General features: G+C 39.6%; 17 protein-coding genes and 3 pseudogenes. 10 read left to right on the forward strand and 10 right to left on the reverse strand.

Going from position 1 to position 13,526, the window contains the following annotated elements; all coding sequences use genetic code 11:
- Window positions 1-32 precede the first annotated feature (32 nt).
- From V7K56_RS21530 to V7K56_RS21555, 7 genes and pseudogenes are all read right to left on the reverse strand, one after another.
- Window positions 33-1,049, reverse strand: a complete 1,017-nt coding sequence (locus V7K56_RS21530; RefSeq protein ID WP_334913387.1) for an alpha/beta fold hydrolase — start codon at window positions 1,047-1,049, stop codon at window positions 33-35.
- Window positions 1,046-1,987: a fatty acid desaturase family protein gene (locus V7K56_RS21535; RefSeq protein WP_334913389.1), complete on the reverse strand. Its 942-nt coding sequence runs from the start codon at window positions 1,985-1,987 to the stop codon at window positions 1,046-1,048. The genes V7K56_RS21530 and V7K56_RS21535 overlap by 4 nt, the downstream gene beginning before the upstream one ends.
- A gap of 392 nt (window positions 1,988-2,379) precedes the next feature.
- The gene (locus tag V7K56_RS21540; protein WP_334913391.1) at window positions 2,380-3,015 is read right to left on the reverse strand and encodes a hypothetical protein; all 636 of its coding nucleotides are present in this window, start codon (window positions 3,013-3,015) and stop codon (window positions 2,380-2,382) included.
- Window positions 3,016-3,132: 117 nt separating this feature from the next.
- Window positions 3,133-3,297, reverse strand: coding sequence for a hypothetical protein (locus tag V7K56_RS21545; protein WP_334913393.1), 165 nt, complete (start codon window positions 3,295-3,297; stop codon window positions 3,133-3,135).
- A gap of 74 nt (window positions 3,298-3,371) precedes the next feature.
- On the reverse strand, window positions 3,372-3,695 hold the full coding sequence (locus V7K56_RS21550; protein ID WP_334913395.1) for a MauE/DoxX family redox-associated membrane protein: 324 nt from the start codon (window positions 3,693-3,695) through the stop codon (window positions 3,372-3,374).
- Between the two features lie 151 nt (window positions 3,696-3,846).
- Window positions 3,847-3,903 (reverse strand): annotated as a pseudogene (locus tag V7K56_RS37185) (chaplin family protein); the annotation flags it as partial.
- Between the two features lie 9 nt (window positions 3,904-3,912).
- A complete protein-coding gene (locus V7K56_RS21555) occupies window positions 3,913-4,590 on the reverse strand; it encodes a DUF305 domain-containing protein (RefSeq protein ID WP_334913397.1) in 678 nt (225 codons plus the stop codon).
- Between the two features lie 103 nt (window positions 4,591-4,693).
- Between V7K56_RS21555 and V7K56_RS21560 the strand changes: the two genes are divergently transcribed.
- The 3 genes and pseudogenes from V7K56_RS21560 (at window position 4,694) to V7K56_RS21570 (ending at window position 6,200) form a co-directional block, all read left to right on the forward strand.
- Entirely contained in the window at window positions 4,694-4,921 is a 228-nt protein-coding gene (locus tag V7K56_RS21560; RefSeq protein ID WP_334913507.1) for a hypothetical protein, read from the forward strand.
- Window positions 4,918-5,170 (forward strand): annotated as a pseudogene (locus tag V7K56_RS21565) (Ni/Fe hydrogenase subunit alpha); the annotation flags it as partial. The gene V7K56_RS21560 and the pseudogene V7K56_RS21565, both read left to right, overlap by 4 nt.
- Window positions 5,171-5,345: 175 nt before the next feature.
- Window positions 5,346-6,200, forward strand: coding sequence for a sulfurtransferase (locus V7K56_RS21570; protein WP_334913399.1), 855 nt, complete (start codon window positions 5,346-5,348; stop codon window positions 6,198-6,200).
- Window positions 6,201-6,241: 41 nt separating this feature from the next.
- Here the strand turns inward: V7K56_RS21570 and V7K56_RS21575 are convergent, their stop codons facing one another.
- Window positions 6,242-6,433, reverse strand: a complete 192-nt coding sequence (locus tag V7K56_RS21575; RefSeq protein WP_292860261.1) for a hypothetical protein — start codon at window positions 6,431-6,433, stop codon at window positions 6,242-6,244.
- A gap of 77 nt (window positions 6,434-6,510) precedes the next feature.
- Here V7K56_RS21575 and V7K56_RS21580 point away from each other — a divergent pair, with 77 nt between their 5' ends.
- Window positions 6,511-6,732 (forward strand): hypothetical protein, encoded by a 222-nt coding sequence (locus V7K56_RS21580; protein WP_334913401.1) that lies wholly within the window; start codon window positions 6,511-6,513, stop codon window positions 6,730-6,732.
- 299 nt (window positions 6,733-7,031) lie between these two features.
- Here V7K56_RS21580 and hpf read toward each other — a convergent pair whose 3' ends face one another.
- Window positions 7,032-7,679 (reverse strand): ribosome hibernation-promoting factor, HPF/YfiA family, encoded by a 648-nt coding sequence (gene hpf, locus V7K56_RS21585; protein WP_334913403.1) that lies wholly within the window; start codon window positions 7,677-7,679, stop codon window positions 7,032-7,034.
- Window positions 7,680-8,305: 626 nt separating this feature from the next.
- Between hpf and lipB the strand changes: the two genes are divergently transcribed.
- Together lipB and V7K56_RS21595 are read left to right on the forward strand one after the other, a co-directional pair.
- Window positions 8,306-8,989, forward strand: a complete 684-nt coding sequence (gene lipB, locus V7K56_RS21590; RefSeq protein ID WP_334913405.1) for a lipoyl(octanoyl) transferase LipB — start codon at window positions 8,306-8,308, stop codon at window positions 8,987-8,989.
- Window positions 8,990-9,266: 277 nt separating this feature from the next.
- The gene (locus V7K56_RS21595; protein ID WP_094348136.1) at window positions 9,267-9,467 is read left to right on the forward strand and encodes a hypothetical protein; all 201 of its coding nucleotides are present in this window, start codon (window positions 9,267-9,269) and stop codon (window positions 9,465-9,467) included.
- A gap of 99 nt (window positions 9,468-9,566) precedes the next feature.
- Here the strand turns inward: V7K56_RS21595 and V7K56_RS21600 are convergent, their stop codons facing one another.
- The gene (locus tag V7K56_RS21600; RefSeq protein ID WP_334913407.1) at window positions 9,567-10,322 is read right to left on the reverse strand and encodes an amino acid ABC transporter ATP-binding protein; all 756 of its coding nucleotides are present in this window, start codon (window positions 10,320-10,322) and stop codon (window positions 9,567-9,569) included.
- Between the two features lie 88 nt (window positions 10,323-10,410).
- Here V7K56_RS21600 and V7K56_RS21605 point away from each other — a divergent pair, with 88 nt between their 5' ends.
- The 4 genes and pseudogenes from V7K56_RS21605 (at window position 10,411) to V7K56_RS21620 (ending at window position 13,514) form a co-directional block, all read left to right on the forward strand.
- Entirely contained in the window at window positions 10,411-11,928 is a 1,518-nt protein-coding gene (locus V7K56_RS21605) for an ABC transporter permease subunit (RefSeq protein WP_334913409.1), read from the forward strand.
- Between the two features lie 159 nt (window positions 11,929-12,087).
- Window positions 12,088-12,503, forward strand: a pseudogene (locus V7K56_RS21610) (XisH family protein).
- The gene (locus V7K56_RS21615; protein ID WP_334913411.1) at window positions 12,491-12,826 is read left to right on the forward strand and encodes a XisI protein; all 336 of its coding nucleotides are present in this window, start codon (window positions 12,491-12,493) and stop codon (window positions 12,824-12,826) included. The pseudogene V7K56_RS21610 and the gene V7K56_RS21615 overlap by 13 nt, the downstream one beginning before the upstream one ends.
- Window positions 12,827-12,878: 52 nt before the next feature.
- Entirely contained in the window at window positions 12,879-13,514 is a 636-nt protein-coding gene (locus V7K56_RS21620) for a restriction endonuclease subunit R (protein ID WP_334913413.1), read from the forward strand.
- Window positions 13,515-13,526: the final 12 nt, after the last annotated feature.

Here is a 13,526-nt window from a genome sequence, read left to right on the forward strand (position 1 = left end):
TCCAAATCGAACCATACCAAAACTATATTTCGTTATTCTTCCAGCAATTTCTGTATTGCAACTCGGATGAAGTCTTCATCAGTAGGATTTTGGTAGGGATTACCTGCTCTATGACCCCAAAAAGAAGGAATTGGTAAATATTTAGCTTCAGGAATCAGCGCTGCTTCCGCAGCACAATCTTCCGGAGTAAAGTATAAATCTGTTGTGGATGGCATTACCAGCGTTTTGGCTTTAATTGCACCCATAGCCTTTTTATAATCGCTTTGGTAGATGAAGTTATCGCTGACATCGCAGTGTAACCAAGTATCAATCATTGCCAGCAGATTATGCGGGTCACGCTTTCTGTAGTTAGACTCCCAAGCACGTAGTAAGTAGTCTTCTAAGGATGTATAGCCCAGCCTGTAGTAAATTCCCTGGCGATAAAATGCTTGAGAAGCAGCCCAACTAGCATAAATCCGTGCAAAAGCTCTATATCCCCGCTCTGGAATAGCTTCAAATCTGTTACCATTCCAAGTAGGGTCAGCTGTCAGCGCTGTTCGCAGACTTTGCAAAAAAATTCGATTATGGTCGGTGGTACGAGCTGTACCGCACAGCGCTGCAATTCGAGTAACGCGATCGCCATACAATACTCCCCAGTGATATGCTTGCTGTGCGCCCATTGACCAGCCGTAAATTAGTGCCAGATGTTCAATCCCAAATACTTCTCGTAACAATTGCTCTTGAGCGCGAACATTATCTACATGGCTAAACCAAAAGCCTTGTTCGCTAAGACCACAATCTTGGCAGTTGCTGGGCGAACTCGAAAGTCCATTACCAAACATATTGGGAATGATAATAAACCAACGGCTGGGGTCGAGAATACTATCGGCACGAATCAACCAGTCAATGTCGCAATGTTGCGCTCCGTAAGAAGTTGGGTAGAGAATGGCATTAGTGCGATCACTTGCGAGTTTGCCGTAAGTTTGATACACTAACCTCGCTTCGGATAGAGTTGCACCACACTCAAGCCTAAAGTTTTCTAGCGTTAGAAAACTTGGCGATTTTGTCATATTGCTGATTGTCCCGATTTAGTTACAATATCCCTGTTAACTTTTATATAACCTGGTTCAATGTGAGCAAAGTGCAAACTCAACTGCTTATGGGCATCAGCTAGGGCGTGGAACGGAATTGATGGGTATAAATGATGCTCGGCATGAAATGGCATATTCCACATGAAAATTCGCACAGGCCAGAGTGTTAATGTTGTCCGCGTATTCGTCAGCCGATTAGCGTCAAGAGTGCAACCTGTATGTTCCGCTAATAGAATAAAACGTAGAATCGGCTGACCGACAATCAACGGTAGTAGCCAATAAAGTATAAACCAAGGCTGACCGACTGCAATTGAAACAGCGATCGCAGCTGCATAAACAGCTAATTGCCATCTAATAGAGCGAATAACATTAGCTTGTGCTGATTCTGGGATAAATGGACAATCGTCAAGTTGACCGAATGCAATCCGAAAATGCCCACGAATTTTTCCTAACCACCAGGGTAAACCGCTAATTATTAATAAGTATTTACCTAAGTTGCTTGGTTTCGGGTCCGTTAATTCTGGATCTTTATCGGGAACGCGAGTGTAGAGGTGATGCCATTTGTGATAATAACGGAAGAAAGTGCTGTTATAAAATGAGAGCAAACCTGCACACCAAGCAACAGTATCATTTAAACGACGAAAAGCAAATGCAGTTCTATGAACGCATTCGTGCATAGGTGCAAACATCGAAGCAATACTAAAACCATAAATCGCTAGTGCTGGTATTGCCAGCGACCAAATGCCCAAATTTGTCGCCCACAGGTAACCACTGCATCCCATAATAGTTAGATGCAAAGCCAGTTGAACTAGCCCTTTAGAGTTGGAGCGATTGTTTAAAGCACTTAATTCCTGTACACTGAGAATCTGACGGGGGTTGTGCTGCTGACCAGCTTGACGATTTAATAATTTAGCCATAATTGATTTGCCTGACCAATAACCTATGTAGAGACCTTGCAATTGCTAGTCTCTACGTGGATAAAATTTCTACAAACAATCTTTAACTCAACTGTATTGCTGTGCAAACTATCCCTGATCATAGCTCTTGAAAGTTGAGGTCGTATCGTTGCCCCATAGAACTACCCACTAGTTGACGTTGCTTGTGTTGGCGAAAAGGATATGATTTGTCGAGTGGCAAAAAATAAAATGTTGTACTTAAGTAAAGGCACTTTTTGATAACTAGCAACTTAGGTTACTATACGGTTGTGACTTGCGTGCCATTCGCCTTTAGTTTTTGAAGTCGGCTCTGTTTCGCTAAGGCGATCGCTCCGTTTGAGCGATCGCCTTGCCAGGACTTTCACTTAAGTCGGTCAATTTTCGTTCTGATTATAGAGCAAATTGGGCTGACTACCGTACAACCGAAACAAAGGCTGGTGACTGGCTTTTACATTGTTATGCCGCAGATTGAAATCTGTTGGTTGCAGTCGATACTCGGCAAAAAGTTGCAGCAGTTTGGCTTCGTGTTCGACGGCAAACACCAAGAACAGATCCGGTCGCCGATCCCCAGTCAGAACATTGATCGCCTGATACACTGGCTCAGGGATGAAGAACGGGGGATCAACAATAATCACATCAAATTCCCGGTTAATCGGCTGCGGCTCCCGCAAATCATAAGGGAGAAACTCCGCAAATTCGGCAAACTTTGGGTCGATGTCTAGAAGCGTCACCCAGCGCCCTCGTCGATACCATTCGGCTGCAAGCCGAGGCGTACAAAGGCAACAGGGATTCGCATATACATCCAGCGCGCGCACCAGTGCAGAAGCGGTTTGTTGTGTAAAAAAAATCTGGCTGAATGTGAAGTCAGGAGGAACGAACCAGTCGATGGGGTCTACTAAGGACTCAAACCACGGCTGACCAGGACCGATTGCCATCCGCTCCGTCAAAACCCGCTTTAGTTGATCTTTGTCCATACATATACCTCTGGGAACATCTGCATAACGTCTCAAATCAGCGGGCGGCTGCCGAGGTCTTTGATGCAGACAAAAATCTCAAAGTAACTTTGCTGTCAATGAACTAGAGGATGTAGAAACTCTCTAGCTAGCTTCGCTTGAGCTAAAGGTAGTTCATACCAAGATAACTAAGCTTAATTTACCTGGTCGTCCTGTTTTCTGTTTTGTTCGCTCTTGTGAGCGCACTACCTCTACCATCTTGCTAAAAGTATTTGGACGTACACCACACAAGCGTTTAAAGTTTTCTGACTTCAGGCTCTTTACCTGTTCGTAGGTCATAGATGCTACCCAACTCTAACCTACTTGTCCCACGTATCTGGGATTTTTGCAAGATACTTCCATGAGCCTTCGGTTCAAAACCAAGCATGAAAGTAGACTAAAATATCGGCAACGGGATAAAACCAAGTTAACCCCATCAAAGTAATGTAGAGAACATTGAGGAGTAAACTTTGTTTGGGACTGATATCAATTATACCGTTGTAGCAACCACAATCATCTGTACGTTTGGTCAAGATACTCCAGTAAGTTAAACTCGATAGGATTAATAGCAAAACAATTGTACTGAGAAACAGCCACTGGGAAAACAGCCGCAAAATCAAGGCTATCCCAAGGACGCACTCTAGAATTGTAAAAGCGATCGCTGCACCTACATTCACTTTTTGCGAAAATAACCGCAATTAACTGATGTGGATAATAAATCTTGTGGGTGCGAGTGTTTTGACAATACCAGTCACCAGAAATACACTGCCAACCACTAAAGAACTTATAATAGAAATTGAATACATAATAATGGTTGCAATCACCATTTAATCGTAAGAGCGCAAATCATTACGCATTTACACAAGTATTCCCAAAAGCCGGGTTAAGTAGACCAATCACATTTACAAATCAGTATCACTTGTTATACCAAGTTTTTCGCCACTGTTGCATTTGTTTAATCTCTATCTCTTGGGCTTTAACAATTTCTTGGGCTAATTTCTTGATTTCAGGGCGCTTAGACTTATTTAAGGCATCTTGCCCCATTGTTACAGCCGCTTCGTGGTGAGGAATCATCGCATTGATAAAGCGTAGATCAAATTCAGCATCGGCTGCACCTAAGTCTTGACTCATCATCATAGTTTTCATTTGGTTAGATGACATTTCCATCGTATGACCCATTTGACTGTCATAAGCCATTGGTTTATCTCCCGCCTTGGGATACCAAGCTTGTCGCCACTGCTTCATCTGAGTGATTTCTTGTTTTTGCGATTTGATAATATTGTCTGCTAGTTTTTTGATTTCAGGACGTTTTGATTTCACCTCAGCTTCTTTAGCCATTTCCACAGCCCCTTGATGGTGCGGTATCATAGCGTCGATAAATCGTAAATCTAAATTAGCATCGGCTGGGCCTAAATCCATTCCCATGCTGTGATTCATCATCTGCTTGTCGTTAACATTGGTGGCGGTTTCCTTTGGCGCTTGGCTTTGGTTCTGGGAAACAGTATTAGCACAGCCTGTAATTAACCCACCGCCTGAAGCGATCGCAGTAAAAGTTAACGCCAAAAAGCCGTTCCTTAAAAATAGCAGTTGCATAAATCGTACCTAACAGTTTTCTAATTCTAACGATTTAACTAATAATCTAATAAAATTAAGATGAAATCTAAAGATCCCCAATAATTTTTACGAAGTCGGGATCTTGTTTCTCATTTCTATGTTGTCACCAATACCTACATTGTCAGAAGCTAGCAATAGTCATTTATTAACTTCTGCCAAAGCAGGCGATCGCATTCTTGCAGTTACAATTCGTAAAGCTGCCGAAAAACTGCACCATTTAATGAATTTGAGACAAATTATTCAATTTCACGCCTTGAGTTTCTTCCACCTTAGCGCCCCAGATTTATTGTTAGGAATGGATAAAGGTTAATTCAGAAAGTAAATTTAGTAATTGCCACAGGTCAAAATAATTTAGTGATAAATCGCACAGTAGCTCAAATTGCCCGACATTTTATTCACAGCTCAGAAATTCCTGAAGAGATTTTAAACCGAGTTGAGGGGTAATTCGAGCTTTTGACCCTTGTTTGAGTTGTTCAACTCATGCGGCAGGACAAATGCTTTTGTACATTCAATTAGTTGGGGAGATGGGAGTGTTGTTAATGAGGTTTGGCGAGAGTAATTTACTTAGAATTTAGAATTCTGGATTTGGAATTTGGAATTTTTTCTTAAAAACAACACAGCTATAAAAGTTATTTCGTAACATTTAATCTTCATTCTTCTGTAATTTGCATTCCAAAATGTAAATATATCAAGGGCGATAATGCCTAATGGCACGATAACAGAAGCATGAAAGCGTGAATACAAAACTCCTCATTTCTCCTCAAGAAGTCACGTCACTGTTAGCAGAAAACTCATCAAAAACTGTCATTATCGATACGCGAAGTCAAGAAGATTATGCTATTTCTCATATTTCTCAATCCATAAATATTAGAGATTTTTTCACCTATCTTTTAGAGAATTCCTCTCCAGCAGGATTGAAGGAATTGCAAGAGTATTTTGCAGAAATCATGAGCAGGGTAGGAATATCTGGTGCAGAACAGTTAATTGTTTATGAAGATGCTTTAAATAAAGGTTATGGTCAATCTTGTCGAGCAGCTTTTTTACTGAAATATTTGGGTTGCACTCAAGTATCTATTTTACACGGAGGATATAGAGCATGGCTTAAGGCAGGATTACTTACTACCGATGAAGTACCGCAGCGTGAAAGCAGCATATTTAGATTGCATCCCAACGCTGACATAATGGTGACTACCACTGAGATGTTGCAAGCAATTGAAAATCCAGCAATTATTAAATTAGATGTGCGCGATCGCCACGAATGGCTTGGATTGAGTTCTTCTCCTTACCATCCTGATTTTTGTCCTCGCAAAGGTAGAATCCCTAATGCAGTATGGTTAGAATGGCATCATCTCATGAATTCTGAATTGGAAATTCCCATGTTCCGATCGCCAGATGAAATCCGAAAAATTTGTCAGTCAGTAGGTATTACTTCCGAGTCTATTGTATATATTTACTGCTTTAAGGGATCAAGGGCTGCGAATACATTAATAGCCCTTGAAGAGGCGGGAATTTCTGCTAGAAATTATTTTGGATCTTGGAATGAATGGTCTCGTGATTTTGCACTACCAATTGATAGCATCATGCAATGAGCGGATAAAGCAATACGCTTGGGTTAAGAATAATAGTAGATTCAAACATCAACATTTATTTGTTCTATCTGTCTAGCAGCTTTATCCCAAAGCTTTGCTGAAGTCTCATCTTGCCAATGAGTTCTTAGATTTTCCGCTTTTTTGTGACATATTCGCTCTAACATTTCTAATATTGCGGATAATGTTAATTGATTAATTAATGATTCTAAAATTTCCATATATTCTTTTTGCATGATAGTTACCTCCTTAACATCATCTGATATATGTTGACAAAACCCACTTATTCATCGCAATTGGTTACGGTAATGAGTTGCGTAGTGATGATGGCATTGCAGCTATCAAACGTGAAATTCATTGCTGTCCACCAACTTTCCCCAAACTTGCTGAAGCGTTGGCAAATACTGATAAATCAGTATTTATTGATGCTTGTTTAGCGTCCGAAAATTTTCAGGTGCAAGTACAATTACTTTTACCTAACTCTTATAGTGTCATTGCTGGACATACAATCGAGCCGCGATCGCTAGCCGTGTAAGCCCTCTGTATCCCTTGATAAATCTGTTTCGATAAACACAAAACTATAATGTCTACTTCCAAGCTAGAGAAACTGTCAATCCTTACTCTCTAGCATGTGCAGACATCACCCAGAAAGTTATGGATGAATTTGCTGTGATTACTGGGCGACAATATCAACTATTTAAATACCACGACGATCCAGCAGCCGAACTGCAAATTTTCACATTACTCCAACGCTTGCGTATAGCTAATTTCTGGAGGCAAGAGGTGGAGAGGGGAAAGATTTACTGCAACTTCTCCCCTACTCCCCTCATCTCCCTATTTACTCGAATGCGACTTTTCCGACATGACTATATTAGTGTGGTTTGCCTTGCCATTTTTGCCGTTAGTATGTCCGTTACCATTGCGGGGATGGATAACACCATAACCGCCGTGGTTACGTTCGTAAATTACATTAATCTCTCCAGTTTCACAATTGTGGAACATATAAAAGTCGTGTCCCACGAGTTGCAGTTGTTCTAAAGCTTCTGTAACGGTCATCGGCGGCATAGAAAAATATTTGGTGCGGACGACTTCGTTGGGCAATTCGGCGGTGCGATCGCCAATTAAATCTGTTACTATCGACTCTGGAATAACTACTTCTGTTGGTTGAGGATGAGTTTTGTGGTCTTGACGCCGTTCTTTATATTTCCGCAGTTGACGGGCAATTTTATCTGCAACTAAGTCAATGCTGGCATATAGACTTTCGCTGCTTTCTTCAGCACGAATAACGCTACCATTAGCATAAATAGTTACTTCAGCCGCTTGTCTTGGATTAATTCGGGGATTCCGGGCGACACTAAGATGCACATCCACTTCATTTGTAATGCTTTGAAAGTGACTAACTGCTTTTTCAATTTTTTGATGTACATACTCACGAATCGCATCGGTGATTTCAATATTTTTGCCGTGGATGACAAGCTTCATGTAATACTCTCCCGCTGAATATTTTAGATCTGTGAATTTGCTTTGTATGAAAAGAAATTGCGGTAACGTTTATTACTCCCGCCAAAACAAATTATGAACTATATTGTATCTACTGCTGTTAAGCTGTCTTTCAGTTTGCTGCATCGGAGGAATTGTCAAGTATACCTTGATTTACCTCCTCATCTTTGCGCTGATGTCTAATTGTATATCCAATTAGCACTCAAGAGTTGAGAAAATCTGATTGTAGCTTCTATGACTACCTTTTCCTTTAAAGGAATGCTTACAGAACTGTTGATATTTGCTCCTTCTGTGTTCGATTGAGGTTTGCTTGCTGTTGTTAAAGAATACAAGGCTTTGTGGAAGTTTGATTTTGTTTGCATAGCAAACAATGATATTAAAGTCATCAGCCAGTACATTCAACATTTTCCTTATTGTCTTGGCATAATGCTTATTGCAAAGAATTCCTCCTAAAACCTATTGAGGTTATCTATTCAAGCTAGCACTTTGTTTTTTCTAATGCATCTTCCCTTGACTTTCCTTTAAAATCCTTTGCAAAGCTTGACAATTTTTGATTCTAATCTTCTAACTTGAAATATATTTAGTTCTTTATACAGTTGAATTTTGGCATGATCCATAGTAATAATAAATCACATAAAAACATTTGTTTGCTATATAACCAAGGATTAATGCCTTACTTGGAATCTCATGGATGGCAGCGATCGCTCCTCACTGAGCGCATCCACGACCCCAGTCTAGATGACGTATTAATTTTGCTAGAACATCCACCTGTCTACACTCTGGGACAAGGAAGCAACTCAGACTTTCTCAAATTTGAGATTGATAAAGGTCAATACGATGTGCATCGAGTTGAACGAGGCGGCGAGGTTACTTACCATTGTCCTGGTCAATTGGTGGGCTATGCAATTTTAAATCTGCAACGTTATCGTAAAGACCTCCATTGGTACTTGCGGCAACTCGAAGAAGTAATAATTCGCGTATTGGCAATTTATGGATTGCAAGGAGAAAGAATTCCGGCTTTTACTGGCGTTTGGTTGCAAGGGCGAAAAGTTGCAGCTATTGGTATTAAAGTCAGCCGTTGGATTACTATGCACGGCTTTGCGTTAAATGTTTGTCCAGACATGACAGGCTTTGAGCGCATTGTACCCTGTGGTATTTCTGATAAACCTGTAGGCAGTTTAGTTGAATGGATTCCAGATATCACTTGCCAAGAAGTGCGTTTTTACATAGCACAATCTTTTGCGGAAGTCTTTGGCGTGGAATTAGTAGAATCTCAGCCTCAAGGATTTTGATGGCTTGAGTAAATTCAGCTTGTAATATGTAATAAATACTATAGCAGTCCTATTTAAATTGTGAGACACTTATGAGAGTAGTCCATATTTAATAGTATAAAAACAACTATTTAATACCTATTTGAAAAAACAATGTGATAGATACAAACCTGAAAAGCCAGATTAAATCAGACTTTTTGAATTTTGAATTGGTATAACTGCGGTTGTCAAAACTAGAATTTGATTATTTTTAAATTTCTATACTAACTTTTTACGGCTGTCAACCACAACTTTGCGCGTGAATTACTCAAATAATCTCCAGGTATATGCCCCATCGATAACGTCTCTGAGAGAACGTGATTGGACAGCTTTGATAGAACTATTTGATAGAGACGACGGTGATGAAATTGAAGCCGACATCAGCGGTAGTTTGTTTTGGCTAATACCTGAACCATGTTGGGAGGATGATCCCTTTGATTTCTTGCGCGAGTACCTTTAAGTAGTGCTGAGTGATGTTAGCTCTCTTCGGGGCGTTTAGCCCGTGATGAGTGCAAAAGAAGCCTTTAATTTATAACTCCTAACTTTCTGGGGATTTTAACTATCTAACTTTGAGGCGACTTAGGAAAATACGTAGGCGATCGCTTTGAGGATTGGTCAGCACTTCATAGGCTAGGCCTTGTTCTGTGACAATACCTTTGTCTAAAAATATCACTTGATGGGCTACTTCCCGTGCAAATTGCATTTCATGGGTAACAACTACCATTGTCATCCCTTCTGTAGCTAATTGCTGCATTACTTGCAGAACTTCGCCAACGAGTTCGGGATCTAGGGCGCTGGTGGGTTCGTCAAATAGCATGATTTGGGGATTCATACATAAACTACGAGCGATCGCTACTCGTTGCTTTTCTCCACCAGAAAGTTGTTCGGGATAAGCAGAGGCTTTGTCAGATAAACCAACTTTTTCTAAATATAATCTCGCTACTTGGGCGCTTTCTTTTGGTGTTTTACCTAAAACTTTACGCGGTGCAAGTGTCATATTTTCTAAGACGCTGAGATGGGGAAACAGGTTGAACTGTTGAAAAACCATGCCTACTTGTGTTCTTAGTTGCCGCAGTTGGCTATAGTTGACAGTGGGTCGGGATAAGTTGATTCCGTTGATGATTAAACGCCCTTTGTCAATGGTTTCTAGGCGGTTGAAGCAGCGTAGTAGGGTACTTTTACCACACCCGGAGGAACCGATAACTGCAACAACTTCTCCCCGGTTGATTTCGCCGGTGATTCCTTTGAGAACTTTCAGGGAACCAAAGTTTTTTTCGATACTGTCAAAAATAATTGCGGGGATGGTATTGTTCATTACTTATGTCAAGCTGTTCTAAAGTTGATTGTAAGGTTTTTAACGAACCGCAGAGGCGCAGAGAGCGCAGAGGGGAAGAGAAAATAATATGGTTAAATTTGATTTTGGGCGCTGGCTGTATTTATGTGTCTTCGTAGGTTTTAGTTGTCTATTACTGATTAGCTGTGCTGTGAACTCTAGCGCGGGTAAAACTTTGCGGGTTGCTACGGAACCGGCGTTTCCACCTTTTGAGTTTCAAGGAAAAGGTGGCGAGTTGCAGGGTTTTTCCATTGATTTGATGAATGCGATCGCTTCTTCTGCTAACTTTAAAGTGAATTTTCAAAGTCTGCCTTTTGATGGTATTATCCCAGCTTTGCAAGCTAAAACGGTAGATGCGGCCATTAGTTCGATTACGATTACTGAGGAGAGGGCGAAAACGATTTCTTTTTCCCGTCCTTATTTTAAGGCTGGGTTAGCGATCGCCATTCGTGCAGACAATCAAGATATTACTGGTTTTGACAGTCTCAAAAATAAAAAAATTGCTGTACAAGTTGGTACAACTGGGGCTGCAAAGGCTAAAAGTATTCCTGGGGTACAAATTCGCAGTTTTGATTCTGCACCTTTAGCTTTGCAAGAATTACTCAACGGTAATGTAGACGCAGTAATTAATGATGCACCTGTGACTATATATGCTATTAATACAGGTAATCTTCAGGGAATTAAAGTAGTACAGAAATTGCTGACGGAGGAGTTTTATGGAATTGCTACGGCTAAAAAATCGCCGAATTTGACATTGATAAATGATGGCTTGGATCGGGTGCTGAAAAATCGCACTTATGCCCAAATTTATCAAAAATGGTTTAAAGCTGAACCACCATCACTACCAGCTAAATCTCCATTTGAGAATCAAACTAACGCTGGTACACCTAAAATATTAACTTCAATTAGCGTAATATTGCAGGCTTTTCCAAGTCTATTGCAAGGTGCATTGGTAACGTTGCAATTAACGATACTTTCTGTAGTATTTGGTTTAATTGGCGGTTCTTTAATTGGTATTGTTCGCCTGTCGCATATTGCACCTGTGCGTTGGTTGGCGAGGGCGTATGTAGATTTTTTTCGAGGAACGCCTTTGCTGGTGCAAATTTTTATGATTTACTTTGGTTTACCAGCAATTTTACAAGAATTTGGTTTGACATTTTCTTTTGATCGTCTAAGTGCTGGGGTAATTGCCTTAAGTTTGAATAGCGCTGCATACATTGCCGAAGTTGTACGTGCTGGAATTCAATCAATTGAACCAGGACAAGCAGAAGCAGCAAAATCATTAGGTTTGAGTTCTGTGCAAACTATGAGTTATGTAATTTTTCCCCAAGCTTTTCGGCGGATGATTCCACCTTTGGGTAATGAGTTTATCAGTTTATTGAAAGATACTAGCTTAGTTTCTGTGATTGGATTTGAAGAATTACTACGTAAAGGACAGTTAATTGTTGCCGATAACTATCGCGCTTTTGAAATTTACGCAGGTGTAGCGGTGGTTTATTTATGTTTGACGCTACTTTCTTCTCAAGCGTTTAGTCGCTTAGAAATGTGGATGAATCCGGTTAAAGGACAGAGGAAATATGATACCTAATAACTCATTAGGGTGTGTTATACGTAGGCTAATGCACCTGAACCGATGAGATGAAGTTGGTACTTTACTTTGTTAACTAATTTGGCATATCAAGTTCCATGACTTGAGAAGGTAGGTAATATGTATATAGAATGCTCAATAGAGCGAACAAATTATGTTATGTCAGCAAAAGATAAATTTCACGACATTGTAAAATTAGACTTACAAAAAGATAGCTGGACTATTACAGATGATCCTTTACGTATAGAGTGGGGTTTGATTGAGTTATATATTGATTTAGGAGCAGAAAAGATTATTGCAGCTGAGAGAGAAGGGCAAAAAATAGCTGTAGAGGTTAAGAGTTTTCTTGGACAATCAACTATTTCCGAATTTCATACTGCACTTGGACAATTTATTAACTATCGGTTTGCACTTTCCCAAGAACAACCAGAACGCATTTTATATTTAGCGGTTCTTCAGATACCTACGAAACTTTTTTTTAACTACCATTTCCTCAGATGATAATTCAACAAAATAAATTATATTTGCTAATTTATGACATCGAAAATGAGGTGATTATCAGATGGCTAACTTAGAGAAATATAGAAAGCACATTAAGCAGCTATTAACAGTATATAGTCAATATGAAAAATCAGATAGTCAAGTGGAAGCACAGACTATCTTTGATACCGAACATGACCACTATCAATTAGTATATGTGGGTTGGAAAAACAAGCGACGTGTATATGGTTGTGTATTACATTTAGATATTAAAAATGAGAAATTTTGGATTCAACATAATGGAACAGAAGCTAACATTGGTAATGAATTAGTTGCTTTAGGTGTTCCTAAACAAGACATTGTCTTAGGATTTCACTCACCTTATAAAAGACAGTTTACAGATTTTGCTGTGGGTTAATATCTGATTGATTGATTGACAAATTTTTTTCGCTTGAATCAAGCAAAAATGTATGACAATTCTCAACGCTTGTAATTTATCCTTAGAAGAAGTTAATCGTCTGTTTGGCTTTCAAGAACAATACAGTGACTCATTTTCTAACTACTTATCTCTGGAATCTCTCACGGAAGCAGAACAGCAGGAAATTCTGCAAATTAGAAATGACTTTCGACGCTACCTTACAGCAGGCAAAGTTTCTGAAGGTCAGGTAAAATTTCTTGCAGTTGCCCCTTTATTAAGATTAGCTGGTTTTTATCGCTATCCTATCGAGATTGTTTTAGAGGAGAATATTGTTGATATTGAAGTTGAAGATGAAGATATCAAAATTAAAGGAAGATTTGATATTTTAGCTGTTAGTAAGGCTAAACATACAAAACTTCAAACATATTTTTGGGTACTGTTAATTGAATCTAAAAATAGTCAGATTGATATATCAACAGGTTTACCTCAGCTACTCACATACGCTTATAAAAATTTAGATAATCAAAAATCAGTTTGGGGATTAACGACTAATGGTAGAAGTTATCAGTTTGTCTATATCGAGCAAGGAAATCCCCCTATTTATTATCTGTTACCAGAATTAAATTTAATGGAAAGAGAGCGTTCAACCCAGTTGTTACAAGTTTTAAAAGCAATTTGTCAGCTTTAAAAGCATTGATGA

It is taken from the genome of Nostoc sp. (assembly GCF_036917535.1).
In the GTDB taxonomy this organism is placed as follows: domain Bacteria; phylum Cyanobacteriota; class Cyanobacteriia; order Cyanobacteriales; family Nostocaceae; genus Nostoc.

Coding starts and splice junctions, on each gene's coding strand:
- V7K56_RS21575 (WP_292860261.1), bottom strand. CDS start 6,433: ATGCAAAAAGAATATATGGAAATTTTAGAATCATTAATTAATCAATTA.
- V7K56_RS21605 (WP_334913409.1), top strand. CDS start 10,411: ATGGTTAAATTTGATTTTGGGCGCTGGCTGTATTTATGTGTCTTCGTA.
- V7K56_RS21545 (WP_334913393.1), bottom strand. CDS start 3,297: ATGACCTACGAACAGGTAAAGAGCCTGAAGTCAGAAAACTTTAAACGC.
- V7K56_RS21530 (WP_334913387.1), bottom strand. CDS start 1,049: ATGACAAAATCGCCAAGTTTTCTAACGCTAGAAAACTTTAGGCTTGAG.
- V7K56_RS21555 (WP_334913397.1), bottom strand. CDS start 4,590: ATGCAACTGCTATTTTTAAGGAACGGCTTTTTGGCGTTAACTTTTACT.
- V7K56_RS21615 (WP_334913411.1), top strand. CDS start 12,491: ATGGCTAACTTAGAGAAATATAGAAAGCACATTAAGCAGCTATTAACA.
- V7K56_RS21600 (WP_334913407.1), bottom strand. CDS start 10,322: ATGAACAATACCATCCCCGCAATTATTTTTGACAGTATCGAAAAAAAC.
- V7K56_RS21620 (WP_334913413.1), top strand. CDS start 12,879: ATGACAATTCTCAACGCTTGTAATTTATCCTTAGAAGAAGTTAATCGT.
- V7K56_RS21535 (WP_334913389.1), bottom strand. CDS start 1,987: ATGGCTAAATTATTAAATCGTCAAGCTGGTCAGCAGCACAACCCCCGT.
- lipB (WP_334913405.1), top strand. CDS start 8,306: ATGATCCATAGTAATAATAAATCACATAAAAACATTTGTTTGCTATAT.
- hpf (WP_334913403.1), bottom strand. CDS start 7,679: ATGAAGCTTGTCATCCACGGCAAAAATATTGAAATCACCGATGCGATT.